This is a genomic window from Microbulbifer maximicatervae (SeqCode), from assembly GCF_052467505.1.
In genome coordinates this window covers 3,626,437-3,650,347 of record NZ_CP174313.1, presented here as the reverse complement: position 1 = coordinate 3,650,347, position 23,911 = coordinate 3,626,437, and the positions used below count along the sequence as shown (strand labels likewise).

At 53.2% G+C, this 23,911-nt stretch carries 24 protein-coding genes; 16 read left to right on the top strand and 8 right to left on the bottom strand.

Annotation, left to right across the window (positions count from 1 at the left end; genetic code table 11):
• Positions 1 to 17 precede the first annotated feature (17 nt).
• Positions 18 to 1,109, top strand: coding sequence for a winged helix-turn-helix domain-containing protein (locus tag ACJJIN_RS16185; protein ID WP_444895407.1), 1,092 nt, complete (start codon positions 18 to 20; stop codon positions 1,107 to 1,109).
• On the opposite strand, the gene ACJJIN_RS16180 is transcribed toward ACJJIN_RS16185, so the two are convergent.
• The 6 genes from ACJJIN_RS16180 to ACJJIN_RS16155 all read right to left on the bottom strand — a co-directional run bounded on the left by ACJJIN_RS16180 (position 1,099) and on the right by ACJJIN_RS16155 (position 8,217).
• Complete coding sequence (locus tag ACJJIN_RS16180; protein ID WP_444895406.1) at positions 1,099 to 1,788, bottom strand: DUF6515 family protein; 690 nt, start codon at positions 1,786 to 1,788, stop codon at positions 1,099 to 1,101. The genes ACJJIN_RS16185 and ACJJIN_RS16180 overlap by 11 nt on opposite strands.
• 111 nt (positions 1,789 to 1,899) lie before the next feature.
• Complete coding sequence (gene speB / locus ACJJIN_RS16175) at positions 1,900 to 2,772, bottom strand: agmatinase (protein ID WP_444895405.1); 873 nt, start codon at positions 2,770 to 2,772, stop codon at positions 1,900 to 1,902.
• Positions 2,773 to 2,835: 63 nt separating this feature from the next.
• On the bottom strand, positions 2,836 to 4,029 hold the full coding sequence (gene nspC / locus ACJJIN_RS16170; RefSeq protein ID WP_444895404.1) for a carboxynorspermidine decarboxylase: 1,194 nt from the start codon (positions 4,027 to 4,029) through the stop codon (positions 2,836 to 2,838).
• A gap of 69 nt (positions 4,030 to 4,098) precedes the next feature.
• Positions 4,099 to 5,292 (bottom strand): saccharopine dehydrogenase family protein, encoded by a 1,194-nt coding sequence (locus tag ACJJIN_RS16165; RefSeq protein WP_444895403.1) that lies wholly within the window; start codon positions 5,290 to 5,292, stop codon positions 4,099 to 4,101.
• Positions 5,293 to 5,363: 71 nt separating this feature from the next.
• Positions 5,364 to 7,286 (bottom strand): biosynthetic arginine decarboxylase, encoded by a 1,923-nt coding sequence (speA, locus tag ACJJIN_RS16160; RefSeq protein WP_444895402.1) that lies wholly within the window; start codon positions 7,284 to 7,286, stop codon positions 5,364 to 5,366.
• 232 nt (positions 7,287 to 7,518) lie between these two features.
• Positions 7,519 to 8,217 (bottom strand): DUF6515 family protein, encoded by a 699-nt coding sequence (locus ACJJIN_RS16155; RefSeq protein ID WP_444895401.1) that lies wholly within the window; start codon positions 8,215 to 8,217, stop codon positions 7,519 to 7,521.
• A gap of 293 nt (positions 8,218 to 8,510) precedes the next feature.
• Here ACJJIN_RS16155 and panC point away from each other — a divergent pair, with 293 nt between their 5' ends.
• The gene (gene panC, locus ACJJIN_RS16150) at positions 8,511 to 9,359 is read left to right on the top strand and encodes a pantoate--beta-alanine ligase (RefSeq protein ID WP_444895400.1); all 849 of its coding nucleotides are present in this window, start codon (positions 8,511 to 8,513) and stop codon (positions 9,357 to 9,359) included.
• A gap of 13 nt (positions 9,360 to 9,372) precedes the next feature.
• A complete protein-coding gene (gene panD, locus ACJJIN_RS16145) occupies positions 9,373 to 9,759 on the top strand; it encodes an aspartate 1-decarboxylase (protein WP_413664143.1) in 387 nt (128 codons plus the stop codon).
• 44 nt (positions 9,760 to 9,803) lie between these two features.
• Here panD and ACJJIN_RS16140 read toward each other — a convergent pair whose 3' ends face one another.
• Positions 9,804 to 10,721, bottom strand: coding sequence for a polysaccharide deacetylase family protein (locus tag ACJJIN_RS16140; RefSeq protein ID WP_444895399.1), 918 nt, complete (start codon positions 10,719 to 10,721; stop codon positions 9,804 to 9,806).
• A gap of 178 nt (positions 10,722 to 10,899) precedes the next feature.
• Between ACJJIN_RS16140 and ACJJIN_RS16135 the strand changes: the two genes are divergently transcribed.
• The 13 genes from ACJJIN_RS16135 (at position 10,900) to ACJJIN_RS16075 (ending at position 22,936) form a co-directional block, all read left to right on the top strand.
• Entirely contained in the window at positions 10,900 to 11,394 is a 495-nt protein-coding gene (locus ACJJIN_RS16135; protein ID WP_444895398.1) for a 2-thiouracil desulfurase family protein, read from the top strand.
• A gap of 265 nt (positions 11,395 to 11,659) precedes the next feature.
• A complete protein-coding gene (locus tag ACJJIN_RS16130; RefSeq protein WP_444895397.1) occupies positions 11,660 to 13,468 on the top strand; it encodes an Ig-like domain-containing protein in 1,809 nt (602 codons plus the stop codon).
• 56 nt (positions 13,469 to 13,524) lie between these two features.
• Complete coding sequence (locus ACJJIN_RS16125; protein WP_444895396.1) at positions 13,525 to 13,755, top strand: 2-thiouracil desulfurase family protein; 231 nt, start codon at positions 13,525 to 13,527, stop codon at positions 13,753 to 13,755.
• 40 nt (positions 13,756 to 13,795) lie between these two features.
• A complete protein-coding gene (locus ACJJIN_RS16120) occupies positions 13,796 to 14,161 on the top strand; it encodes a cupin domain-containing protein (protein WP_444895395.1) in 366 nt (121 codons plus the stop codon).
• Between the two features lie 216 nt (positions 14,162 to 14,377).
• Positions 14,378 to 16,315 carry an acetate--CoA ligase gene (gene acs / locus ACJJIN_RS16115; RefSeq protein WP_444895394.1) on the top strand — a complete coding sequence of 646 codons (1,938 nt, stop codon included), beginning with the start codon at positions 14,378 to 14,380 and terminating at the stop codon, positions 16,313 to 16,315.
• Between the two features lie 196 nt (positions 16,316 to 16,511).
• A complete protein-coding gene (locus tag ACJJIN_RS16110) occupies positions 16,512 to 16,928 on the top strand; it encodes a hypothetical protein (protein WP_282930221.1) in 417 nt (138 codons plus the stop codon).
• A 146-nt stretch (positions 16,929 to 17,074) separates the two neighbouring features.
• Complete coding sequence (locus ACJJIN_RS16105; protein ID WP_444895393.1) at positions 17,075 to 17,452, top strand: VOC family protein; 378 nt, start codon at positions 17,075 to 17,077, stop codon at positions 17,450 to 17,452.
• 25 nt (positions 17,453 to 17,477) lie between these two features.
• Entirely contained in the window at positions 17,478 to 17,864 is a 387-nt protein-coding gene (locus ACJJIN_RS16100; RefSeq protein WP_444895392.1) for a DUF6632 domain-containing protein, read from the top strand.
• 165 nt (positions 17,865 to 18,029) lie between these two features.
• The gene (locus ACJJIN_RS16095; protein ID WP_444895391.1) at positions 18,030 to 19,529 is read left to right on the top strand and encodes a catalase; all 1,500 of its coding nucleotides are present in this window, start codon (positions 18,030 to 18,032) and stop codon (positions 19,527 to 19,529) included.
• Positions 19,530 to 19,585: 56 nt separating this feature from the next.
• Positions 19,586 to 20,056, top strand: a complete 471-nt coding sequence (locus ACJJIN_RS16090) for an ankyrin repeat domain-containing protein (RefSeq protein WP_444895390.1) — start codon at positions 19,586 to 19,588, stop codon at positions 20,054 to 20,056.
• A gap of 159 nt (positions 20,057 to 20,215) precedes the next feature.
• Complete coding sequence (locus ACJJIN_RS16085) at positions 20,216 to 21,202, top strand: SrkA family protein kinase (protein ID WP_444895389.1); 987 nt, start codon at positions 20,216 to 20,218, stop codon at positions 21,200 to 21,202.
• A 1-nt stretch (position 21,203) separates the two neighbouring features.
• Positions 21,204 to 22,031 (top strand): serine O-acetyltransferase, encoded by an 828-nt coding sequence (gene cysE / locus ACJJIN_RS16080; protein ID WP_413664156.1) that lies wholly within the window; start codon positions 21,204 to 21,206, stop codon positions 22,029 to 22,031.
• A gap of 92 nt (positions 22,032 to 22,123) precedes the next feature.
• Entirely contained in the window at positions 22,124 to 22,936 is an 813-nt protein-coding gene (locus ACJJIN_RS16075; RefSeq protein WP_444895388.1) for a GNAT family N-acetyltransferase, read from the top strand.
• Here the strand turns inward: ACJJIN_RS16075 and epmA are convergent.
• Positions 22,923 to 23,876 (bottom strand): EF-P lysine aminoacylase EpmA, encoded by a 954-nt coding sequence (gene epmA, locus ACJJIN_RS16070; RefSeq protein WP_444895387.1) that lies wholly within the window; start codon positions 23,874 to 23,876, stop codon positions 22,923 to 22,925. The two genes, ACJJIN_RS16075 and epmA, sit on opposite strands and share 14 nt — an antisense overlap.
• Positions 23,877 to 23,911: the final 35 nt, after the last annotated feature.

Below are 23,911 nucleotides of genomic sequence, written 5' to 3'. Positions count from 1 at the left end.
CCTAGGGGAGCCACTTCTTGTTATCCGAGCAAAAGATCCGCGCACTGGTGCTGCAACGCCAATTTATCCACAGCTCTTGGACTGAAGGATTGTCGGGGTTGTTGCAACATCTTGGCGCCCTACAGTTGGATGCTATCCAGCGAATTACCCGGGCCCACCACCACCAGCTCTACAATCGCCTGCCCCGTTACCGCGAGTCACACCTGGCTGAAGCTGAAGAGCACCGCGAAATTTTCGAGTACTGGTCCCACGCCGCTGCCTACCTGCCAATGGCCCACTACCCCTATGCGCGGGTGCGTATGGATCGTATCCGCGCCGGTCAGCGCCACTGGTTTGAGAAGAATGCCAAGCTGTGTCGCTATGTTCTTGATCGTGTGCGAGAGGAGGGCGCTCTGCGGGCCAGTGATTTTGTGCGCACCAAGAGTGGATGGTGGGAGTGGTCCGATGAAAAGAAAGCCCTGGAGCAGTTGTTTCATGAAGGTGAGCTGATGGTCAGCCACCGGGAGGGCTTTCAAAAAGTCTTCGATCTCCCGGAGCGGATACTGCCAGCAAGAATCTCGACCAATGCCGCCTCGGAAATTGAGTACGGCAGCCATCTGGTGCGAACTTTTCTGGGGTGCCAGGGGATTGGCCGAGTGGAGGAAATTGCTTACCTGCGCAGGGACGACAAACCCCTTATCCAGCTGGCAATTAAGCGCATGTTGGCAACCGGTGAACTCACTCAGTGGGGGAAAGAGCTGATGCTCACCGAGCATCTGGATTGGGGGCCGGTACGACCATCGCGCAAAGTGCGCCTGTTATCCCCATTCGACCCAGTGATATTGCAGCGCAAACGCCTGCGCCGGCTGTTTGATTTTGAATATCAATTGGAGTGCTATGTACCGGCGGCCAAGCGCCGCTATGGCTATTTTTGCCTGCCGATTTTATACGGCGATCAATTCGTGGGGCAGGTGGATTTGAAGGCTGATCGGGATGCGGGTGTATTGCGGGTAGAGGCCCTGCACTGGGACAAGAAACCCGGTGTCTCGCTGGAGGCGAGTTACCACCGGGCTCTGGGGCAGTTTGCCCGTTTTCACGGGCTGGAAAGCGAAGCCGCGCTTACAGCTTGACGACTACGTAGACTTCCTGGCCATCGCGCTGGGTCGGCATAAAGTAATTGCCGCCATAGCGGTAGTACTGGATGCCATTGATAATTTCAGCGGCGTAGCCATTGGGTAGGGTTTCCACCACTTGTCCGGGCTGGAAACCCTCAGGGCCCGGGTTCGGGGTTGCAGGCACAGTAGCGGGAGCTGCTGCCGTTGCAACAGGAACGGCGACAGCCGGCGCAGGCGCTGGAACAACGGCTACGGGTGCTGGAGCTACAGCCACTGCAGGTGGTGCTACTACGACATAAGTTCGAGTAGCCGGGTGCCACTGATAGTAGGCATCGGCGTACTGGTAATAAGTAATTCCGCCTACATGGACTCTGACAGCACTAGTTGGCAGGGTGACTACCGAGGCGCCCAGAGGGGCAGCGACAACGACGTAACCACGGGGACCGTGGCGGTAGAAGTGCCCGCCATGGTAGTAAAAAGGACGTCCGCCAACTGCGACACGCACATGGCCAACGGGTAGTACGGGCGCAACAAATCCGATCGAAACACGTGGTCCGCGATAAACACCGCCACGGTGGTGGTGGCGATGATCTCCCCCGCGCTCATAACCGCGCGCATCGGCCGGTGGGCTAAAGGCAAAAGCGGCCAGCGCCAGGAACGCACTGGCGCCAATTACGACATTCAGTTTATTCACAGTCTCTCCAGCGAAGTGATTACTCACATTTGACATACTAACCCTTATCCTGACATTAAAGACAGGTTAATTGGTTAAGAATTGTCAAAGTGCCGGAGGCTGGATCAGTGGTCAGCGGTTGCGCTGAATGATTCCCATCAGCTTATACATCAGCTGTGCGGCGGCAAAATCATAGGCGTGAAAGCCCTCGATCGGTGCAAATTCCAGCAGATCGAAGCCGATAATCTCTCTTTGTCGCGCAACGGATTCGAATAAGTTGAGGGTCTGGTACCAGCCGAGACCACCGGGTACCGGGGTGCCGGTGGAAGGGAAGACCGATGGGTCCATACCGTCCACATCCAGTGTAAAGAAGACTTTCTTGGGGAAATTCTCCGGTAACTGGAATTCCTGCACATTGTTGGGCACCAGTTGGTGGGCATCCAGATAGCCCACGTTGTGGTCCTTGCGGGCCTGCACTTCCTCTTCGCAATAGGCGCGGATACCCAGCTGGAACAAGGGGACACCGGCTTCTACCACTAGACGCATCACGCTGGCGTGGCTGTGTTTGTGGCCCTCATAGCGATCGCGAAGGTCGGCGTGGGCATCGATCTGCACCACGCCAAAATCGGTTTCGCCGGCGTCCAGTAGCCCCTTGATAATACCCCAGGTCACCGAATGCTCACCGCCGATACCCACCGGCATCTTGCCAAGCGCCAACACATCTTTGGTGGCGGCGGCGATATTCTCCATCACCTGTTCTGCAGGGCCGGAAACCGAGACCGGCGAGCGGGTGTAGATGCCCAGGTCACAGGGGTTGGAGAAGTTGTCAAAAGTTTCCAGTTGCCAGGATGCCTCCAGGATGGAGGCCGGGCCCTTGCCGGTGCCGCCACCGTAGGAGACGGTTTCCTCATAGGGGATGGGGATAATGTGAAAGAGGGCGTCTTCCGGCTTCGGCTGCTCGATTTCGGAGCCGAGAAAAATGGGGTATTCGTTTTCTGACAACATCTACTGGTCCTCTGGCGGAGGCAATAACTCATTGCCTGCCGCATCTATCTCTATCGGCACTGTTTAGGAGAGGCGTTCCTTAAAATCTTCGTAGCCGAAAGTTTTGATCATCTTCAGGTCGTCGGTATCCGAATTCCACAGGGCGATAGCCGGTAGGGGGATACCGTTAAAAGTATTGGTTTTCACCATGGTGTAGTAGGCCATTTCCTCGAACACCAGTCGCTCGCCAATCCGCAGTGGTTGACTGAAGCTGTATTCGCCGATGCTGTCGCCGGCCAGGCAACTCTGTCCGCCCAGGCGATAGGTGTGGGGTAAGTCACCGGGGCGAGCGGCACCGGTAATTTCCGGTCGGTAGGGCATTTCCAGCACATCAGGCATATGGCAGGTGGCAGAGGCGTCTAGGATGGCTTGGTTTTCACCGTTCCAGGCGATATCCACTACCTCAGCCACAAGGACTCCGGCGAACAGGGAGATGGCCTCACCGGGTTCCAGGTAGACCTGTACATTGTGCTTGTCGGAAAAGCTACGCACTGCTTCGACCAGCTCATCCACCTGGTAATCCCGGCGAGTAATATGGTGGCCGCCGCCGAAATTAATCCACTCCATTTGTGGTATCAGATCGCCAAACTTCTCCTCCACGGCAGCGATCGTGCGCTGCAGAGGTTTGAAATCCTGTTCACATAACGTGTGGAAGTGCAGGCCGCTGATGCCTTCGAGGGACTCCCCTTCAAACAGCGAGCGCACGATGCCCAGGCGCGAACAAGGGGCGCAGGGGTCGTAGAGATCGGTGTGGCCCTCGGAGTGCTCAGGGTTGATACGCAGGCCAAAACGCAGCTCTGGCCGCTGCTGTTGCATATCCAGGCACAACTCCCGAAAACGCTTCCACTGGGAGAAGGAATTGAAAATTACATGGTGGGCAAATTGCAGTATTTCCCGCAGTTCCTCATTCTTGTAAGCCGCACTGAAGACATGAACTTCCTTGCCTTTGTCGCGACCGCCGTACTCTTCGAACCCCAGTTTGGCTTCGTGCAGGCCACTGGCACAGGTCCCGGATAGATATTCAGCCACGATGGGCCCGGTGCTGAACATGGAAAAGGCCTTGAGCGCTGCCAGTACCTTGGCACCGCTGCGTTCCTGTACATCGGCGAGCAATGCCAAATTATTGCGCAGGGCAATTTCATCGATCACAAAACAGGGAGAGGGAACGCGGTAGGGATCGAAGCTGCCGAAATAGTCAACGGGGGGAGTGAGGTCCATGGTGCGTTATATCCTGGTGCGGCGGGGCGGGCACTGGAGTCCGCCCCGCTAGGTCGGGAAAGAAGCGATTTACTGGAAGGGCTTATCCAACCAGGTTTCCTGCCAGGGCAGGCCGTACTTGTTCAGGTCATCCATAAAGGGGTCTGGATCCATCTGCTCCATATTCCACACGCCGGGCTTCATCCACTTGCCTTCCAGCATCATCTTGGCACCGATCATGGCCGGTACGCCGGTGGTGTAGGAGATCGCCTGGGATTGAACTTCCTGGTAGCAGTCCTGGTGGTCGCAGGTGTTGTAGACGTAGTAGATTTTCTCTTCGCCGTCTTTGGTGCCACGGATAATGTTGCCGATGCAGGTCTTGCCTTTGGTCAGCGGGCCGAGGCTGGCGGGGTCTGGCAGCAGCTCTTTAAGGAACTGGATAGGTACAATTTGCTGGCCCTGGAATTCCACCGGCTCAATGCTAGTCATTCCGACGTTTTGCAGAACTTCCAGGTGTTTCAGGTAGCTCTCGCCAAAGGTCATCCAGAAACGCGCGCGCTCAATTTCCGGGAAGTGCTTGGACAGGGATTCCAGCTCTTCGTGGTAGAGCAGGTAGATATCCTTATCGCCAATGCCTTCGGGGAAGTTGAATACGCGTTTCTCTTCCATCGGCTTGGTGGTAACCCACTGGCCATTTTCCCAGTAGCGACCGTTGGCGGTGATCTCGCGGATATTAATTTCCGGGTTGAAGTTGGTGGCGAACGGCAGGCCGTGGTCGCCGGCATTACAGTCGAGAATATCCAGGGTGTGGATACGATCGAAGTGGTGCTTCTTGGCGTAGGCGGTAAATACGCTGGTGACGCCGGGATCGAAGCCGCTGCCCAGCAGTGCCATCAGGCCGGCTTTCTCAAATTTCTCCTGGTAGGCCCACTGCCACTTGTACTCGAACTTGGCCTCTTCCGGCGGCTCGTAATTGGCGGTATCCAGGTAGTGCACGCCGGTTTCCAGGCAGGCATCCATAATGTGCAGATCCTGGTAGGGCAGGGCCACGTTGATGACCAGGTCCGGCTTCACTTTTTCGATCAGCTTCACCAGTTCAGGCACATTGTCCGCATCTACTTCAGCGGTGTCGATTTTGCGCGGCAGCATAGCGGCAATCTTGTCGCACTTGCTTTTGGTGCGGCTTGCCAGGGTGATATTCTCAAATACCTCAGCAACCTGTGCGCACTTGTGCGCAACCACCTGGCCGACACCGCCGGCGCCGATGATCAGTACGTTGGCCATAAAGATCTCCTTAATCTGCGGCTTTTATTGCCGCTATCTTTTCAAAGGCGCTGGCGCCTTATTATTCAAACTTACTTTTCGAAATAGGTGTAACCGCTCATGCTGGCGGTATAAGTCTGCAGAATCTGCTTGCGCTGGGCAGCGGTAATCAGCCCCTGTTTCACGGCGCGTTCCGCCAGGCGGCGGAAGCGCTCGAACAGCGCCTTGGGTTGATATTCTACGTAACTCAGTACATCGGAAATACTGTCGCCGTGAATCTCGTGGCTGAAGTCGATGCTGCCGTCTTCCTGAATGCGTACGCTCACGACATTGGTGTCCCCAAACAGGTTGTGCAGGTCGCCCAGGGTTTCCTGGTAGGCGCCGATCAGGAAGGTGCCGAGGATATAGTCCTCGCCATCTTTTAGTTCGTGCAAGGGCAGGGTTTTCTGCTCTTTTTCCCGGCCGATAAAGCGGTCGATCTTGCCGTCACAGTCACAGGTGATGTTGGCGATGATGGCGGAGCGCGTCGGCGCTTCGTCGAGGCGGTGGATCGGCAACAATGGAAATACCTGGTCGATAGCCCAGATATCCGGCACCGATTGGAATACGCTCACATTGGCGTAGTAGATATCCGACAGTACCTCCGGCAGAGCTTGCAGATCTGCGGGAATCTCTTCGGCCTCATCGAGTAATTTGCGAATATCCTGGGCGCCCTGCAGGAACAGGTTTTCCGCATTGGCGCGTTCGCGCAGGCTCACCTGGCCGTGCAGATACAGAGAGCGCACTTCATCGCGGTAGTAGAGGGCGTCGTTGTAGCTCTCCTGCAGGTTTTTGGGGGTGATACTGCGCACTGCGTCCTGCAGGTTGAGCAGCATCTGGTGGTCGCCTTCGCTGATCTTGGTGTGCTCCAGCTCCACCGGCTCGAAACGGGTAGTGTCGAGAATATCGAATAGCAGTACAGAGGAGTAGGCTACAGTGGCGCGGCCGGATTCGGTGATAATCACCGGATGTTCGACTCCCTCGCTATCGAGGGTGCCCATAATGGCTTCCACTACATCGACACAGTACTCGTCCAGGGAGTAATTCTTTGAGTGGGTGTAATTGGTCTTGCTGCCATCGTAATCCACCGCCAGGCCACCGCCCAGATCCAGGTAGCCCATGGGTGCGCCTTCTTCCACCAGATCGGCGTAGTAGCGGCAGGCTTCCAAAACTCCGGTGCGGATGTCGCGGATATTCGGTACCTGCGAGCCCAGGTGATAGTGCAACAACTTGAGACAGTCGAGCATATCGTGGTTGCGCAGTTGATCGACCATGGCGATCAGGTCGTTACTGCCCAGGCCGAAAATACTGCGGTCGCCACTGGTCGCATTCCAGTAGCCGCCCACCTTGGAGGCGAGTTTTACCCGTGCGCCGATATTGGGGCGCACCTGCTCGCGCTCGGCGCAGCGGATAATGGTCTCCACTTCCGAGGGCGTTTCCACAACGAAGAAAACCTGTACGCCCAGGCGTTGGGCCTGCAGTCCGAGGTTGATAAATTCCTCGTCCTTATAGCCGTTGCAAACGATCAGGGATTCGGTGTTATCCAGAATGGACAGGGCAGCGATAAGTTCTGCTTTACTGCCCGCCTCCAGGCCGTGGTTAAAGCGGCGTCCGGCATTGGCAATTTCTTCAATGACCTGACACTGCTGGTTCACCTTAATGGGGAACACGCCGCGAAAAACATTGCCGTAGCCGCAATCGTCGATAGCGCGGGCAAAAGATTCGTTAATCCGGGCGATCTGCGCTTCGAGTAAATTCTCAATACGCAATAGCAGGGGCATACCCAGGCCGCGCTCGGTGGCGCCTCGGGCAATGTCCATCAGCGAAACACTGTGTGTTACCCCGTTGGGGCCGTCGACTTGCAGTGAAATTTCACCATTTTCGTTCAAATCGAAATATCCGGCGCCCCAATTGCGGATGCCGTAGAGTTCGGCCGAATCTTCGCAAGTCCAATCTTTTACTTGTTGCTTCTTCATGGCGCCTTTCTGTTGATATTTGGCGGGCGCGAATCTTGGGCCCAGCAGGGCCGGAAAGCAATAACTATAGATAAAAAAACGCTAATTTTTGCGCACTGAAAAGTAAATGGGAAGTGAGTGGGTGGCCAACTCTTTTGCACTCTGCGACAGGGGGCTGAAGAAGGTGATTGATCTGCGCAAATTTGAGTAAAAAAAGGCGGCCCGAGGGCCGCAGGGAGGGGGGATTGAGTAATCAGTAATAGGTCGGCTTGGGGACAACCCGGTAGCCGCGGTGGCTGTGGTCCCAAAGGTAGTAGGTGTCATAAGCCACGTAGTAATTGTGTCCACCGGCTGCCACGGTCAGTGCTGATGCTGGCAGGCTGTGCACGATAGCACCGTGGGGGGCCTGGGCTACTACGTAGCCGTGAGAAGCCGGGCGATAAAAAATTCCATCGCTATAGTAGAAGCCCGCTGTTCCGATACTGATACTGACGAAATTACGCGGCAGGTGGCGCCAGCGGTAGCCATAACCGTAGTGCGAGGGACGGTAGTGGGGGCGGTGGCCGCGATAACCGTGGCGGTAAACCGGTCTGTGTGCCGCGCGATATTCGTGGCGGTGGCCCTGCTTGTGGCCTTTCCTATGCCCTTTGTTATAGCCTTTGTTGTAGCCCTCTTTATAGGCGTGGCGAACTTCGCGGCGGTGCTGGCGCTCCTCTCTGCGTTCACGTCTGCGCTCTTCTTTCTTGCGCTCTTGCCTGCGGCGTTTCTTTTCCTGCTGGCGGTCGTGATGCTTGTCGTGCTGTTTCTTTAAGTGGCGCTGCTCGCGTTCGGCTCTTCCATATTTGTGGTGGTCGTCCATGGCGCGCTGGTGTCCGCGATGTGACTCGGACAGGGCGGGTGCTGCGATCAGCAGCAGACTTAGGGTGGCGATGGCAGTAGTGAGGTGTTTCATAACATCTCTCCCGAGCGTGGGGCTCTTTTCTTTCAGATCAGGTCTTTTGTGTATCTTGGCGTGAAGTTTGCCCTGGCGGGTCTGAACACTTCCTGAACTGAATGGGGTAAAATTCGGCGGCAATCGACGGCGTAGATTGTGACTAATAGTTCAGGTATGGGCAGAGATTGTCTGGCGGGGCCACAGGCTGGATTCTGCGGCGAAATCTTATTGAGAGCGGCAATTTTGCTATGTTGAGACACCTGGTCTCAGCGAGTATGATGCCGCGCTGATTCATAGTGAGCGGTAGCAAGATGCAAGTCTTCCACCACGTAGCAAGTCTGCGCGAGGCGCTGGCCCAGGCCCGCAAAGACGGCAAGACCGTCGGCTTTGTGCCAACCATGGGCAATCTGCACGATGCCCATATAGAGCTGGTCAAAATCGCCCAGCAACACTGCGATCTGGTTGTGGTATCCATCTTCGTCAACCGACTGCAATTCGGTTTGAATGAGGATTGGGATAAGTATCCGCGCACTATGGAGCGGGATATGGCCAGCCTGCGGGAAGCGGACTGTGACTTCCTGTTCCATCCGGATGAGAGTGAGATTTACCCCAACGGCATGGACCAGCAGACCCGCGTGGTTTGTCCGGCGATGACCGATGTCCTGTGCGGCGCCAGCCGACCGGGTCACTTTGAAGGGGTCACCACCGTAGTTTCGAAGCTTTTCAACATTGTGCAGCCGGATAAGGCTATTTTCGGGATTAAGGATTTCCAGCAGTTAGCAGTGATCCGCCGTATGGTGGAAGACCTGTGTATGCCGGTGGAAATTGTGGCGGCGCCGGTGCACCGTGAGGAAGATGGCTTGGCAATGAGCTCTCGCAATGGTTATATCACTGCGGAAGAGCGACCGAAGGTTGCTGTACTCAACCAGTTACTTAACTGGGCTAAGGATGAAATTGTGGCTGGACGCCGGGATTTCGCCGACCTCGAGACAGAGGCGCGCAAGCGAATTGAAGAGAGTGGCTTTCGAGTTGACTACTTCTCCATCTGTTACAGCAAGGATTTACAGCCAGCGGCAGATGACGATAAAGAAATCACGATCCTGGGAGCTATGTACACCAGTGCAGCGCGCCTGATCGACAATGTTTCCCTGGAACTCTGAGGGGCATCCAACTATGCAAATTGAAATGTTGAAGTGCAAGTTGCACATGGCCGCAGTGACTCAGGCCGAACTCTGGTATGACGGTTCCTGTGCAATTGATGAGGACCTGGTAGAACTGGCTGGCCTGCGCGAATTCGAGAAGATCGATATTTACAATGTGAGCAATGGTGAGCGCTTCCACACCTATGTGATCCTCGCCGAGCGCGGTTCCGGTATTATCTCCATGAACGGCGCCGCTGCACGTAGAGTGCAGGTGGGTGACCGCATTATTATCGCTTCCTATGCGCAGATGACAGAGGGCGAAGCCGATAACCACAAGCCCAAGCTGGTCTACCTGGATGAGAACAACAAAGTAGAGCGCAGCACTAATACGATTCCGGTTCAGCTAGCCGAAGCCTGACTCTTCTCGCTACAGGGCGTTGTGCCCTGTAGCACTCCCGCCACTTATTGACCAGACATTAATAACACTTCCTGATTAAACCTCTTTTCCAGGTAGGACTCGTCCAGGGTGTAGTGCCAGAGGTTTTTCTTTTGTCCTTTAGCTAAAGCGATTTCGCCGATTCTGCCAGGGTTATATTTAATCGGTTGGGCGAGTTGGTATTTGGCGATGGGGTCCCGATAGGCCTCCTCTAAAGGAATTATCCCCCAGCCTTCCTTCCTCAGTCGTTCAGCCAGATCACCAATAAACAGGGCTGAAATATCCATTTCATGCAACAGTATGACGTGCTTTGGGGAGCGCCCGAGATATTTAATTGCCATATCGTCGTAGTACTTAATGCTCGCCATAAGAACGTCGACATAAAAGTTGGAGAGTCTTTCCATATCAACTGCTTTCCCATCTTTTACTGCCGTTTGGAAAAGTTCTTCGATATACCAGTCGTAGTTATTTAAGGTGATATAGGCGTTTTGATAGTTATTTTTCTGTAGTAGATCCCGGATACCATCGCGTTTTTCGACAGTTTCTCCCTCGCGCAGATAGGGAAAGCGAAAATAGGGTTTAAAGTTGTCAAATTGTTGAAGCAGCTGGTGGGCCTGCAAAAAATCCGCTTGATAAGTGGATAGCCCTGTTTCCAGAAAATTGGGATGGCTATGGGTGTGATTGCCAATAATATGCCCAGCCTTATCGTAGCGGTTCATCCGCTCCAACCCTTCCTTATCGAAGGATTGAGTATTGGAAAAGAAGGCTACTTTGCCAACTTTATATTCTTCTAAGTTTTCAATTAACGTTTTAGCCCGCGTTGGTCCATCAAAATAACCATCGGCTTTACGTGGGGCATCATCGAAAGTAATTGCCAGTTGTTTGGCGCTAGTGACTGGGATTGCCAACAAGTAAATTATCAATAATATGACTGAACGCTGCATGGTTTATTACTCTAATGAGTTTATTTACGAGCTGTTCGCCAGGCTAGGATTTAGTTGTCCTTCTATTCAGGTTTTCTGTCTTAATTTACTGGTCAGAAAACCTGCGTTGTCCAGTAGCCTAGGCTCAGTTGCGGTAGAGTTCGGCTTCCTATTGTGTCCACTATAGCTTCAGATGTATATGGCCAAAATACTTGTTAGTTCCTGCCTTTTGAACTGCGCCGTGCGCTATGACGGTAGTAGTGTTGAGGCCAATAGCGATGATTTTGAGTGGCTTGTGGATACTCAGGAAATTGTTTCCTTGTGTCCGGAAGTGGCGGCGGGATTGCCTATTCCGAGGGTGCCGGCTGAGATCTATGGCGCAAATGGAACAGAGGTGTTAGATGGAACTGCTGGGGTTATAGGTAGTGATAGAACAGATCTAACTGAGCAATTTATGCTGGGGGCTAAACTGGCTCTCGAATTATGCAGGAAACACAATATCCAGTATGCAGTGCTTACGGAAAATAGTCCCTCTTGCGGAAGTAACTATATTTACGATGGCAGTTTTTCAGGGACAAAAATAATGGGCTCTGGTGTTGTGTCTGCGCTTCTTCAAAGGATGGGAATAAAAGTTTTTAGTCAACATACTGTTGGGCAACTTAGAGACTTGATAAGTGTATCCAGAGCTAACTAAGTTGTTAGCATCAATAAAATTAGATCGGTAAAAAGGGCATTGGTCACAGTTAGGCCCTATAGGTTGATTAATACCAGCGAAGCCGGTGGTTCTCAGATGTCAGTACGATTAGCGCAGTGTCCCTGAAAATTCTCCTTTTGTGACGTAGCACCCAGCCTGTTAGGTTTTGTCATTTTTAGGGTCCAGATTGGCAGTGACTGCTGTGGCAATAAACAGGTAAGACTGAATACCCTGTTGGCTATTTAAATGGCTGCAGGAGGCAGTGGTGGAAGGCAAGTTTTTTAAAGCCGATAGCAAGTTTATCAAAGCCGCATTGGTACTGGCGATCAGTTCCGCGTTTTATGGCTGCAGTGGTGGCAACGGTGGTGGTGAAGATCCTGCGCCTGTGGATACCATTCCGCCGAGCCTGACACTGACTCCCGCCAGCGGGGCCTCTATTGCAGCAACCGACACCCTACTGCTGGATTTTAGCGAAGCGGTGGCATTGGAGGATGTGTCCCTAAGTGGCGCCATGCAGGAAATGGGAGAGCTCTCTCAAGTCGATCAGGACACCCTGATCTTAACCCCGATAGCGGAGTGGGCAAAGGGGCTAGAACTCTCCCTGACAATTGCCGCGCAGGATGCAGCCGGCAACCAGATGGCAGAGGTTGATGCTCACTATACCGTGGATGAAATTGCCCCTTCCGTAGTCAGTGTATCCCCAGCACAGGAGCGTTTGGAGAAGGATGGCGCAATCACGATACAGTTTTCCGAGTCGATAGATCGCGACAGCCTGCAAATTAGCGGTTCCTTGCTGGATGATGAATACACTCTGACCTGGTCCCAGTCGCGCTTTAATGACGACACCTTGGTGATAGCTCCCAAGAGCCGCTGGCTGTCCGGGCAGGATCGCAGTCTGCAACTTGAAGCCAAAGACCTCGCTGGCCTGGATATCCCCGCTGAACAGCACAATTTTACTGTGCCATTGTACTTTGAGAATTTTGACAGTGCGCAGGTCGTGATAGGCCAGGATGATTTTTCCAGTACTTTGACGGCCATCAGTGCAAAAAATCTTGGCGAGGGGCCCCTGGGTTCCGGTGCCGTTACTGATGAGGGGAAGTTGTTCGTACCCGATTATACAAATAATCGGGTGTTAATTTTTAATTCGATCCCCACAAGCAATGGAGCACCGGCCAATGCGGCGCTCAATAAAGATAGTCTCGACGATATCAGCGTGGGAGATTTTGGTCGCGGGCCCACAAATATCAGTTTTGATAGCGGAAAACTTTTAATAAATTATTTTTTGGGCCCCGAGTACCACAGTATTTATGTTTACGATACTATTCCCGAAGATGGTCGGGCACTGCCTAGTGCCAAACTATCGAAGGACAACTGCCAGGGTAACCACTCCATATATACCAGTGCGATGATTGCGGAGGGGCGCGTATTCGCGGCCTCGTGGTCTAAGGCTCGAGTGGTGGTATGGGATGACTTGCCCTCAATGGAAGATGCGGCACCGGATTGGCTGCTGGGCCAGTCCACACTGGATAATTGCACCCCTAACGACCATGAGCAAGATGGCTCGACTGAGCAGGTCAGTGCTCGCACATTGGCTGCGCCCGGAGATGTGTGGAGCGATGGAGAAAAGTTAGCCATCACCGACTCAGAAAATAACCGGGTACTTCTGTGGAACTCAATGCCTACTAGTAGCTTTGCTCCGGCGGATATAGTTCTGGGGCAAGCAGATTTTGTCAGCAATGAAAGCCAGCCCCCAAGTCGAAAAACCCTGAGTTTATTCGAACGGGGTATCTGGTCGAACGGCATTCAGCTATTTGTAGCGGACAGTGAAAATCACCGAGTATTGATCTGGAACCAGTGGCCACAGGAAAATTTCGCTCCGGCAGATGTTGTCTTGGGTCAGGAAGATTTTGATCGCAGTGCCTTCAACGACAGCAACCAGAATGGGGTTGCTGACGAGGGGGAGTTGCCAAGTGCTGCTACGCTGAAATGGCCCGACGGAATTACCGCTTATGAAGATAAGTTGATTATCAACGACTCGGGTAATAACCGCTTTCTTATTTTCCAATCTCGCTAGTTTTTTCTGCTAAATGTACCGGGCTGGTAACCCGGTACAGGCAAACTTAAGTTGATTTGTTTTCTATTGTTGCGGTCTGGCCCCAGCACAATATTAAATACGCAGTACTTACGGAAAATAGTCCATCATATGGTAGTGATTATATTTACGATGGTAGTTTTTCTGGTGCGAAAATAGTTGGTTCTGGCGTTGTGTCTGCGCTTCTAAGGAGGGAGGGTATAAAGGTATTTAACCAGAATATTGTGGGCAGGCTTAGAAAACTTTTGGAAGTATCCAGAGATAAATAAGTTTTCCAGATATATAGTCATATTAAAGGTAGGTATAAAAGTGAATTCTAAAGTTATCAATTTTAAAGAAAAATTAAACCTGTTCTCGGAGCACTGGTCCCCTAAAGTGATTGCCGAGATGAACGATTACCAGTTTAAACTGGTTAAGATCCAGGGTGAATTTACCTGGCATGATCATCCCGATACCGATGAGGTGTTTGTTGTAGTTTCCGGGCATATGCAGATCGAGCTTCGCGATAGTGTCATATCCCTTGGACCTGGTGAGATGACGGTAGTACCAAAGGGTGTGGAGCATAAACCCAGAGCTGAACAGGAATGTGAAGTACTATTGATTGAGCCTAAAGGGGTCGTTAATACGGGCGATGCCGGTGGAGATCTAACTGCGAAAAATGATGTCTGGATCTAAGTGATTGAGCTGTTAATCAACTTTCTTTTACTGTTTGCTTGTCTGATTAACTTGCACCTTTCAGGGCCTGCGTTGGATTGTCTTCGCCCCATGCCAAATTTTGAGATGAGGGGACTGTTTCGCAGCGGCTATGTTATAAAGTGACAAGAATAAAGCTCTAATAAACTCAGATTTCTCTAGGCTAGCCATGCCGCGCTAATAATAAAGGAGAAGATGATGTCTGAAGTGCATACCCGCCCAGTCTCCCCCGGTTTTGCTGCCAATGCGCTTATTAGCGCCGAAGACTACGAGACAATGTACCGCCAGTCGGTAGAGAGCCCAGAGGCGTTTTGGGCACAACAGGCCAAGGACTTTTTGCAGTGGGACAAGCCGTTCACTCAGGTTCTTGAGGAGGATCTGCACAAAGGTCATACCGCCTGGTTCTCCGATGGCCAGTTGAACGTAACTGTAAACTGCATCGATCGGCACCTGGCAAGCCGTGGCGATCAGACTGCAATTCTGTGGGAGGGAGATGATCCCGCTGATAGTAAGGCAATCAGCTATCAGAGCCTGTACGAAAATGTGTGTCGCTTGGCCAATCTGCTGAAATCCCGGGGAGTTAAAAAGGGGGATCGGGTGTGTATTTATATGCCGATGATCCCCGAGGCGGCTTATGCGATGCTCGCCTGTGCCCGTATCGGCGCTGTGCACTCGGTAGTATTTGGTGGTTTCTCCCCGGTGTCCCTGAAAGACCGTATTCTCGATTCCGATTGTCGCCTGGTGATTACTGCTGATGAAGCGGTTCGCGGCGGTAAGCGAGTACCGCTTAAAGCCAATGTGGATAAAGCGCTGGTGGACTGCCCTAATGTGCATACGGCCATTGTGGTTAAACACACGGGCACACCGGTAGACTGGGATAGCAAGCGTGATATCTGCTATGGCGAATCCATAGGTGAGATGGAGCCGGACTGCGCGCCTGAAGTGATGGGAGCGGAGGACCCGCTGTTTATCCTTTATACCTCGGGCTCTACCGGTAAACCCAAAGGGGTCCTGCATACCACTGCCGGCTATCTGCTGATGGCCACCATGACCTTCAAATATACCTTTGATTATCGCGAGGGAGAGATTTTCTGGTGTACTGCCGATGTGGGTTGGATCACTGGACACAGCTATATCGTCTATGGACCATTGTGTGCCGGGGCCACCAGCCTGATGTTTGAGGGAGTGCCCACTTACCCGGATGCTTCACGCTTTTGGCAGGTTGTGGATAAGCACCAGGTCAATATTTTCTACACCGCGCCGACAGCGATTCGGGCGTTGATGGGAGCGGGTGACGAGTTTGTAAAAGCCGCCGAGCGCAGCTCCCTGCGACTCTTAGGCACCGTGGGTGAGCCGATAAACCCGGAAGCCTGGGAGTGGTATTACAGTGTGGTGGGCGATGAGCGCTGCCCGATTGTGGACACTTGGTGGCAAACTGAAACCGGTGCGCAGATGATCACCCCATTGCCCGGTGCCATGGCATTGAAACCCGGGTCAGCCACTCGGCCCTTCTTTGGGGTACAGCCCGCGCTGCTGGATAGTGAAGGCCGGGAGATTGAAGGGGAGGGCGAGGGCTCTCTGGTGATTAAAAAGAGCTGGCCCTCCATGATTCGGGATGTGTACGGCAATCGCCAGCGAATGCTGGATACTTATTTTTCCGCATTCCCCGGTTATTACTTTACTGGCGATGGTGCCCGCCGCGATAGTGATGGTTATTACTGGATTACAGGGCGCATTGATGATGTGTTAAATGTCTCTGGACACCGCCTGGGAACAGCGGAGATTGAGAGCGCCCTGGTACTGCACAATGATACGGCGGAGGCAGCGGTGGTAGGTTATCCCCACGATATCAAAGGGCAGGGAATCTATGCCTTTGTAATGCTTAAATCCGGCCATGAACCCAGCGATGAGCTGAAGGCAGAATTAATTGAACTCTGTCGCAAGGAGATAGGGCCAATTGCCAAGCCTGACTTTATCCAATGGGCGCCAGCACTGCCAAAAACCCGTTCCGGCAAAATCATGCGGCGTATCCTGAGGAAGATTGCCTGCAATGAGTTGGACAATCTGGGAGACGTTTCCACTCTTGCCGATCCCACTGTGGTTGACGCATTGATTGATCACCGCGAAAATCGCTGACCATAGGTGTGGCGCGTGAAGGTTTTATTGGCCGGGCATAGCCCGGCCTTTTCATTGGGGCAGAGGTTAAATTCCTCCCCGATTTTTGCGCCATTTTCAGTTAAATAGACAAGTAAATGCCTGCTGCTTTGCACAGTTAGTAACCCTCTAACTCCGGATATTGTTTTCAGGGTATTTACAGTTAAGGAGATTCCGTTTGGAACAGGGACAGTACCTCTGCGATCACTACCGCTTCGCCGCCGATCAGCGCCTCAAGGTTTTTAATTTTTTTGTTGTGTTAACCATGTTTGTTGAGGGAGGAATTTTCACTGCCATGGAGAAAGACTTCCACCCTCTAATCCTGGCGTTGCTGGGAGGGTCTGTGGTCATACTGGTAACCGTATTTTGGCTGATGGACATTCGCAGCCGCCAGCTTATCAAGCTTGCTGTTCCGGCACTGAAAACCCTGGAAATGGGATTCCCTGAGGAAGCGAGAATTTTTTCCAACGATGCCATTCGCCGAGGTGACTTGGCCCGATACACTTTCGCTTTCAGGGTTTTGTTGGTGGGGCAGCTGTTCTTTGGTCTGGGCGTCGCTTCTTACGGTATTTATCACTGGTATATCGCCCCTTAATCCCAACCTTACAGTGGCGGGTATGACTGCATGAAGTGAACTACCTGCCACAACCTCCTCTTTGTCTCGCACGTCTAAAAGTCGGCGTGACTCCCCTCGCTAGGCTATCTTGCAGAAGTATCCGCTTCCCTCCCAAGGTTTATACGATGCTTGATCATATCCGCCTTTATGTGCACAGCTATGAACGCAGTAAGGACTTCTATCAGCAGGCGCTGATGCCACTGGGATACCAGTTGGTGATGGAGTTTGATGATTGGGCGGGCTTTGGTTGGGCAGATAAAGCGGAACTCTGGATTCGTGGGGGGACCAGCACCACTCCACAATTGCATATCGCCTTTCGCGCTGAAGAGCGGCAGGTGGTCAGGGAGTTCTATCGCTTGGCCCTGGAGGCCGGGGGTAAAGACAATGGCGCACCGGCTGTCTACGAACAACATCACCCGGATTATTATGCCGCCTACGTGCTTGATCCCGATGGGCATAACCTGGAAGTGGTGTGTCATTTACCGGGGGACTTACAGGAATAAGTCGATCGAGATTTGGGAGTAATTTATGAACGAGGCAACCCGAGCAAAATACCTGCCAATAGCGCTGGTCGTTGTAGGAGCGCTTTTTATTCTGGCGATTTACCCGATGATGATGTGGATTTGGCCGGAAGGGTGGGGCTGGACCCCGCGGCAGCCGGAATACGAGCAAATGATTATCGGTATTTATGTCACCTTGGGGGTGTTTTTAATACGCGCTGCAAAAAATCCCGCCGCAAATGCCAGTTTAATTTGGTTCACCATATGGTCCAGCCTTGTACATGCCGTCATTATGTTGGTGCAGGCATTGGTGGATAAAACCGAGCGAATCAATTTGATGGGAGATATTCCCGCACTTTTTTTGATTGCTGCTGTGCTTTGGTATCTTATGCCCAGGCAAAAAAAATCTGATTAAACTTTTTTCCTTTTCCGATTTCTCAGAAATTCTGAATTGCTCCTCCTGACTCATCATTATTGATCTCTGCTATAAGAGCGATAACAAGGTCTAATTTCCCGCTTATTGATCCCCCTTATAAGCTCTACTCCTGTAATAGAGATGGCAGTAGAGATAAATAATCCCATGAAATACTTACCCTTATTTGCATTAACTATCGGTCTGATAGGCGGTGCCAATGCAGAGACATTGACTCGCGATAATGGCGCACCTGTCGGAGACAACCAGAACGCACAAACTGCTGGAGAAAATGGCGGTAATTTGCTGCAAGATGTTCAACTGATTCAGAAATTGCAGCGTTTTGCCCGTGAACGTATTCCCGAGCGTGTAGTTCATGCTCGTGGAACTGGTGTTCACGGTGAATTTGTTGCGACAGCTGACCTCAGTGATTTAACCCGCGCAGCGGTGTTTGAGCGCGGTAGTAAAACGTCAGTGTTTGTGCGCTTTTCAACAGTAATCCACTCAAAAGGTTCCCCGGAAACCCTGCGCGATCCCCGTGGATTTGCCACCAAGTTTTATACGGAAGAAGGTAACTGGGATTTGGTGGGTAACAACCTGCCGGTATTTTTTATCCGCGACGCGATTAAATTCCCGGATATGGTTCACTCCCTGAAGCCCTCCCCGGTGACTAATCAACAGGACCCCAACCGTTTCTTTGATTTCTTTAGCCATGTGCCGGAATCCACCCATATGCTGAGCTGGGTCTATTCCGATTACGGAACACCGGCTAACTTGCGCCAGATGGATGGCTGGGGTGTTCACGCCTATAAATTTATCAATGACAAGGGTGAAGTGAACTATGTGAAATTCCACTGGAAAACCCGTCAGGGCATTAAAAACCTGACTGCGGAAGAGGCAGCAGAAATTCAGAGCAAGGACTTCAGCCACGCAACTCGCGATATGTATGCCGCGATTGAAAAAGGCGAATATCCGCAGTGGGATCTGTTTATTAAAGTACTGAAACCCTCACAGCTGAGCAGCTTCAATTACAACCCCCTGGACGCCACCAAAATGTGGTTGGACGTGAAGGAAACCAAAGTGGGCACCATGACACTCAATCGTGTGCCCAAAAATTTCTTTCGGGAAACTGAGCAGTCCGCATTTGCGCCAGCCAATATTGTGCCGGGTATTGAGCCTTCGGAAGACCGCCTGCTGCAGGGTCGCGTGTTCTCATACTCCGATACGCAAATGTATCGCCTGGGGGCCAATCACCAGCAATTGCCTATCAACCGTCCCCGTGTTGCCGTAAATAACTGGAACCAGGATGGAGCGAGTAACTACGGCCAGCAGACTTCAGATGTGAACTATCAGCCGAGCCGCATCGATGCGCGCAACGAGGACCCTAAAGGTCTTTATAGCAACAAGGTGCTGAATGGCAGTACCCAGCAGAAAGCGATTGAAAAGAAACTGCCGTTTGCCCAGGCGGGTGCTTTCTACCGCAGCCTGAGCCCTGAAGAGCGCCAGAATCTGATTGAAAACCTCGCTGGTGATCTGGGTAAAGTGAGTGATGAAAACACTAAGCACATTATGCTGAGTCACTTCTACCGAGCGGACAAGGACTACGGACAGCGCTTAACCAAAGCAGTTGGTGGAGATCTGGATCGCGTGAAAAAACTGGCCCGGTAATTTTTACCCAAGTGCGGGGGACCTCTGTCGCCCGCTAAATTTATACAGGTGAAATTATGAGATCATTTTTATTCGCACTACTCTTTCTCACCTTGGGGGTTCAGGCAGGGGAGCCGGAAAAAACGGAATCTGATTTTACCGAGCTCTCCCAGTATTATTTTGCCGCAGCCAGGATTGGTGATACCGAGGTGCTGCGTGAATTTTCGCAAGCGGGTTTCCCCCTGGATGTACGCAGCCCGAAAGGTTATACGGCACTGATGATTGCCACTTACAACGGCAACGGGGAGGCTGTGGACTACCTGTTGCAGAGAGGTGCAGATGCCTGTGCCCAGGATCGCCGTGGCAATACTGCCCTGATGGCAGCGATTTTTCGCGGTGAGTTTGCCCTTGCACGAACCCTGCTAAAGCAGGATTGCGATTCGCAGCAGGTGAATAAGGCCGGCCATTCCGCCGAGGATTTTGCCGAAGTCTTTGGTCGTGACCAGATAGTTCGACTATTGCAGCAACAGCGGGCAAATGGCGACTAAGACAGTTTTTTGTGCGGTTGGCATTGGATGGTGTCACCGCTCCTGTCCTGCGTGAAATCCTCTTGAGTTGGCCGCTTTAGCTTGCGGCACATTTCTCAGTTTGTCCCCGCCCCCGCGACCGCGTTAGCATAGCCAGCTGCAATCCAGTTGGTACCCACTATGACCTCGAATCATCATCCCTATGAAGCCCTCACGCCGGACGTGGTGATCGACTGTGTCGAGACTACCGGGCTGATTTCCGATGCGCGCATTTTCCCTCTAAACAGTTATGAAAACCGCGTCTATCAGGTGGGTATTGAGGATGCCGAGCCGTTAATTGCCAAGTTCTATCGCCCAGGGCGCTGGAGTGATGAGCAGATAATGGAGGAGCACCAGTTCACCCTGGAGCTGGCAGAGGCCGAAATTCCTGTGGTGGCACCGATACAGTTTGATGGGCGCACCCTGATGGAGTCCGCTGGATTCCGTTTTGCGCTTTTCCCCCGACGGGGCGGTCGCCAGTTGGAGCTGGATAACTTTGATCACCTGGAGCAGGTGGGGACCATGTTGGGTCGCATTCATGCAGCCGGCAGCGCCAAACCTTTCAGCTATCGCCCATCCCTCACTTTGCAGCGATTCGCAATCGATAGCCGGGAATTTATCCTGAATGGAGACTTCCTGCCACGTGAGAACCAGGAGGCCTACGCTTCCGTCACGGGCCACATTATCGAACAGATAGCCCCGCTGTTTGAGCGGGACTGGGATGTGCTGCGTCTGCACGGTGATTGTCACAGTGGCAACTTCCTGTGGCGGGATGAGACTCCCTGGTTTGTGGACTTGGACGACTGCCTGATGGGGCCGGCGATCCAGGATATCTGGATGTTGATTTCCGGCAATCGCGCAGAGCAAACCGCCTACCTGGATGCAGTGTTGGAAGGCTATGAAACCTTCTATAGTTTTGATCCCCAGCAGTTGCAGCTGGTGGAACCTCTGCGCTGCCTGCGGCAGATGCATCACGCTGCCTGGTTGGCGCGGCGCTGGCAGGACCCGGCTTTTCCCCAGGCGTTCCCCTGGTTTAATACTGCCCGTTACTGGGCAGAGCATATACTGGCATTGCGCGAACAGCAGTCGGCGCTGCTGGAGCCCCCGTTGACCCTGGGGGCTGTGTAACATGGAGAAAGCAATAATGGATGCGACATGCACCGAGGCTGAGGCGGATCTGATTTGGGAGAAGATTCGTATAGAGGTGGCGCAACAAGTAGAGCGGGAGCCGATCCTGGCCAGCTTTCTACACGCGACCATCCTGAATCACAACTCCCTGGAGGCGGCGCTTAGCTTTCACCTAGCCAACAAGCTGGACAATGCGGTGGCACCGGCGCTGTTAATTCGCGAGGTTATCGATGAAGCACTACAAGCTGACCCTTCCATAGGGCATGCGGCGCGAGCGGATTTGAACGCAATTTACCTGCGGGATTCCGCCTGCCACTCCCTGCACGAGCCCTTCCTGTACTTTAAGGGCTTTCACGCCTTGCAGGTTCACCGTGTGGCCCACTGGCTGTGGCAGCAGCAGCGCCGCTCCCTGGCTATGTTCTTACAGCACCGTGTCTCTGTCGTATTCAGTGTGGATATCCACCCGGCTGCGCGTATGGGTGACGGTATATTGCTGGACCACGCGACCGGTATCGTTATAGGCGAGACCGCTGTGGTGGAAAACAATGTTTCCATCATGCAGTCCGTTACACTGGGCGGCACTGGCAAAGAGAGCGGGGACCGCCACCCGAAAATCCGCCACGGGGTTTTAATCGGTGCGGGCAGCAAGGTGCTGGGCAATATTGAAATTGGCGAGTGCGCCCAAATTGCTTCCGGAAGTGTGGTTCTTAAAACGGTACCGGCAAAGGTGTTAGTGGCCGGAGTGCCGGCAAAAGTTGTCGGGGCAGCCACCTGTGCTGAACCGGCATTATCCATGGATCAGTGTGCCCTGTCGCAAGTACAGAAATAAGGCTTGTCGCCCCGTAGCGAACACCGGCTGCGGGGCTGGGATCACTGGGGAAATGATGCAACGGCACTGTTCTTGGCACTATCCTTTGACCCATGAAATATAGTCTCAGCGCGAAAAATCTTACCTGCCGAAATTTGGAGGCTTATGCGGACTACCGCGCGAGCCTGGTAACTCCGGATTGCACCAAGGAAATTACAGGTATTGTCCGCAGTGATAGCGGCCTGCCTTCCATTGGGCTCAATCAGGTGATTTCCAATATGGTAATGCCGCCGCGCATTATTCAGCGTTTTGCGCTGGATTATTTTGCCGAGCGGCACAGCCCCTTCACCCTTTGGCACAGTGCCACCAAACCCCTGGACAATGACGCTTTGGATGAGCTTGGGCTAAAGCGGCGCCAGTCCCTGGTAGCTATGGCCGCCGAGATACCCCGACTCAGCGCTGCCGAGGTTCCGGTAGTGGAACAGCTGACTATTAGTGCGGTGAAAAAGGAGGCCTTGCCTGATTACGGCGCGGTGCAGGCAGCGGCGGCAGGGGAGCTGGAGGGGGCACAGTTGGCGCACTTCTATCAGGGCCTGCAGGAAATCCCCGAGCAGCGACGCGGGCGACTGAAATTATTTCTCGCTAAGCTGGATGGTGTACCGGTGGCCGCCGGTTGCCTGTTTGCGGCAGCGGATGCACTGGGGCTCTATGACCTGGTGACACTTCCGGATTACCGGGGTCGCGGGATTGGTCGGGCCCTGTTCAAGCATCTGCTAACCGCTGCCCAGGGTAGCCACCATAAAAATCTTGTAGCTTTAGTGCCGGCGGATCGTCAGCAGCTACTGCTCGATAGTGGCTTTTTTACAGTTGGCGAGGTTGCCCGCTATCAATACACTCCGGCGCCGGCGGCCGCTAAGCCAGACTGAAAGGGAAGGCGATAACTTCATCAATCGATTGGTAACCGGCTTTTAACATCAGCAGTCGGTCGACTCCCAGCGCGACCCCGGCGCACTCGGGCATGCCTTGATCCAGGGCCGCAACCAGACGTTCTTCAAAGGGGTGTACAGGGCGCTGGTTAGCACGGCGGTATTCCAGATCCTTTTCAAAGCGGCGCTGCTGTTCCGCGCTGTCGGTTAGCTCCCAATAGCCATTGGCCAGTTCCAATCCACCCACATAGGCTTCGAAGCGCCTGGCTACGGGGGTCCCCTGTTCGTCTGCCACCACTTTTGCCAGTGCCGCTTGCTCTGCGGGGAAGTCGTAGAGCAGGGTGATGCCCTCCCTCATGGTGGGTTCCAGGCGGTGGCTCATCAGCAGGTCCAGGCACTCACTGCGTTCACGGGGTACAAAAGACAATTCCATTTCCCGCTTAACGCAGGAAATCAGCTCGGCTTCGCTGGCACTGTGGGGGTCCAGTTGCAGCTCCCTTAAAAACAATTCCCGGTAACTGAGGGACTGAACCTGGTCCGTCGCCAAAATACCGCAGAGCAGCTTGGCGACCTCCTCCATCAGTTGGTGATCGTCCCAACCGCAGCGGTACCACTCCAACATGGTGAACTCGGGGTTGTGTCGACCGCCGGATTCGCCCTGGCGAAAAGCCTTGCCCAAGTAGTAGCAATCTCCGAGTCCTGCGGCGAGTAAACGCTTTAAACCAAATTCAGGGCTGGTGGCCAGGTAGGCGTTTTCGCCCCGGCATTCGGTGGTGATGGACTCGATATGGGGGTCGCTGGTGGCGCGCTGGGATAGCACCGGAACTTCGGCTTCCACAACGTTTCTTTCAGCAAAAAATGTGCGTATTTCAGCGAGTAGTGCAGCGCGTTGGCGCAGGGCTGCAATAGTGGCGGTGGGGCGCCAGGTATCTGTGCTCATGGGGGGTAGCTCTGGAGACGAGCGGCCGTAGGCCG

Coding starts and splice junctions, on each gene's coding strand:
- ACJJIN_RS16135 (WP_444895398.1), top strand. CDS start 10,900: ATGGCCAAAATACTTGTTAGTTCCTGCCTTTTGAACTGCGCCGTGCGC.
- acs (WP_444895394.1), top strand. CDS start 14,378: ATGTCTGAAGTGCATACCCGCCCAGTCTCCCCCGGTTTTGCTGCCAAT.
- ACJJIN_RS16165 (WP_444895403.1), bottom strand. CDS start 5,292: ATGGCCAACGTACTGATCATCGGCGCCGGCGGTGTCGGCCAGGTGGTT.
- cysE (WP_413664156.1), top strand. CDS start 21,204: ATGGAGAAAGCAATAATGGATGCGACATGCACCGAGGCTGAGGCGGAT.
- ACJJIN_RS16090 (WP_444895390.1), top strand. CDS start 19,586: ATGAGATCATTTTTATTCGCACTACTCTTTCTCACCTTGGGGGTTCAG.
- speA (WP_444895402.1), bottom strand. CDS start 7,286: ATGAAGAAGCAACAAGTAAAAGATTGGACTTGCGAAGATTCGGCCGAA.
- nspC (WP_444895404.1), bottom strand. CDS start 4,029: ATGGACCTCACTCCCCCCGTTGACTATTTCGGCAGCTTCGATCCCTAC.
- speB (WP_444895405.1), bottom strand. CDS start 2,772: ATGTTGTCAGAAAACGAATACCCCATTTTTCTCGGCTCCGAAATCGAG.
- panD (WP_413664143.1), top strand. CDS start 9,373: ATGCAAATTGAAATGTTGAAGTGCAAGTTGCACATGGCCGCAGTGACT.
- ACJJIN_RS16105 (WP_444895393.1), top strand. CDS start 17,075: ATGCTTGATCATATCCGCCTTTATGTGCACAGCTATGAACGCAGTAAG.
- ACJJIN_RS16075 (WP_444895388.1), top strand. CDS start 22,124: ATGAAATATAGTCTCAGCGCGAAAAATCTTACCTGCCGAAATTTGGAG.
- ACJJIN_RS16140 (WP_444895399.1), bottom strand. CDS start 10,721: ATGCAGCGTTCAGTCATATTATTGATAATTTACTTGTTGGCAATCCCA.
- ACJJIN_RS16095 (WP_444895391.1), top strand. CDS start 18,030: ATGAAATACTTACCCTTATTTGCATTAACTATCGGTCTGATAGGCGGT.
- epmA (WP_444895387.1), bottom strand. CDS start 23,876: ATGAGCACAGATACCTGGCGCCCCACCGCCACTATTGCAGCCCTGCGC.
- panC (WP_444895400.1), top strand. CDS start 8,511: ATGCAAGTCTTCCACCACGTAGCAAGTCTGCGCGAGGCGCTGGCCCAG.
- ACJJIN_RS16085 (WP_444895389.1), top strand. CDS start 20,216: ATGACCTCGAATCATCATCCCTATGAAGCCCTCACGCCGGACGTGGTG.
- ACJJIN_RS16155 (WP_444895401.1), bottom strand. CDS start 8,217: ATGAAACACCTCACTACTGCCATCGCCACCCTAAGTCTGCTGCTGATC.
- ACJJIN_RS16100 (WP_444895392.1), top strand. CDS start 17,478: ATGAACGAGGCAACCCGAGCAAAATACCTGCCAATAGCGCTGGTCGTT.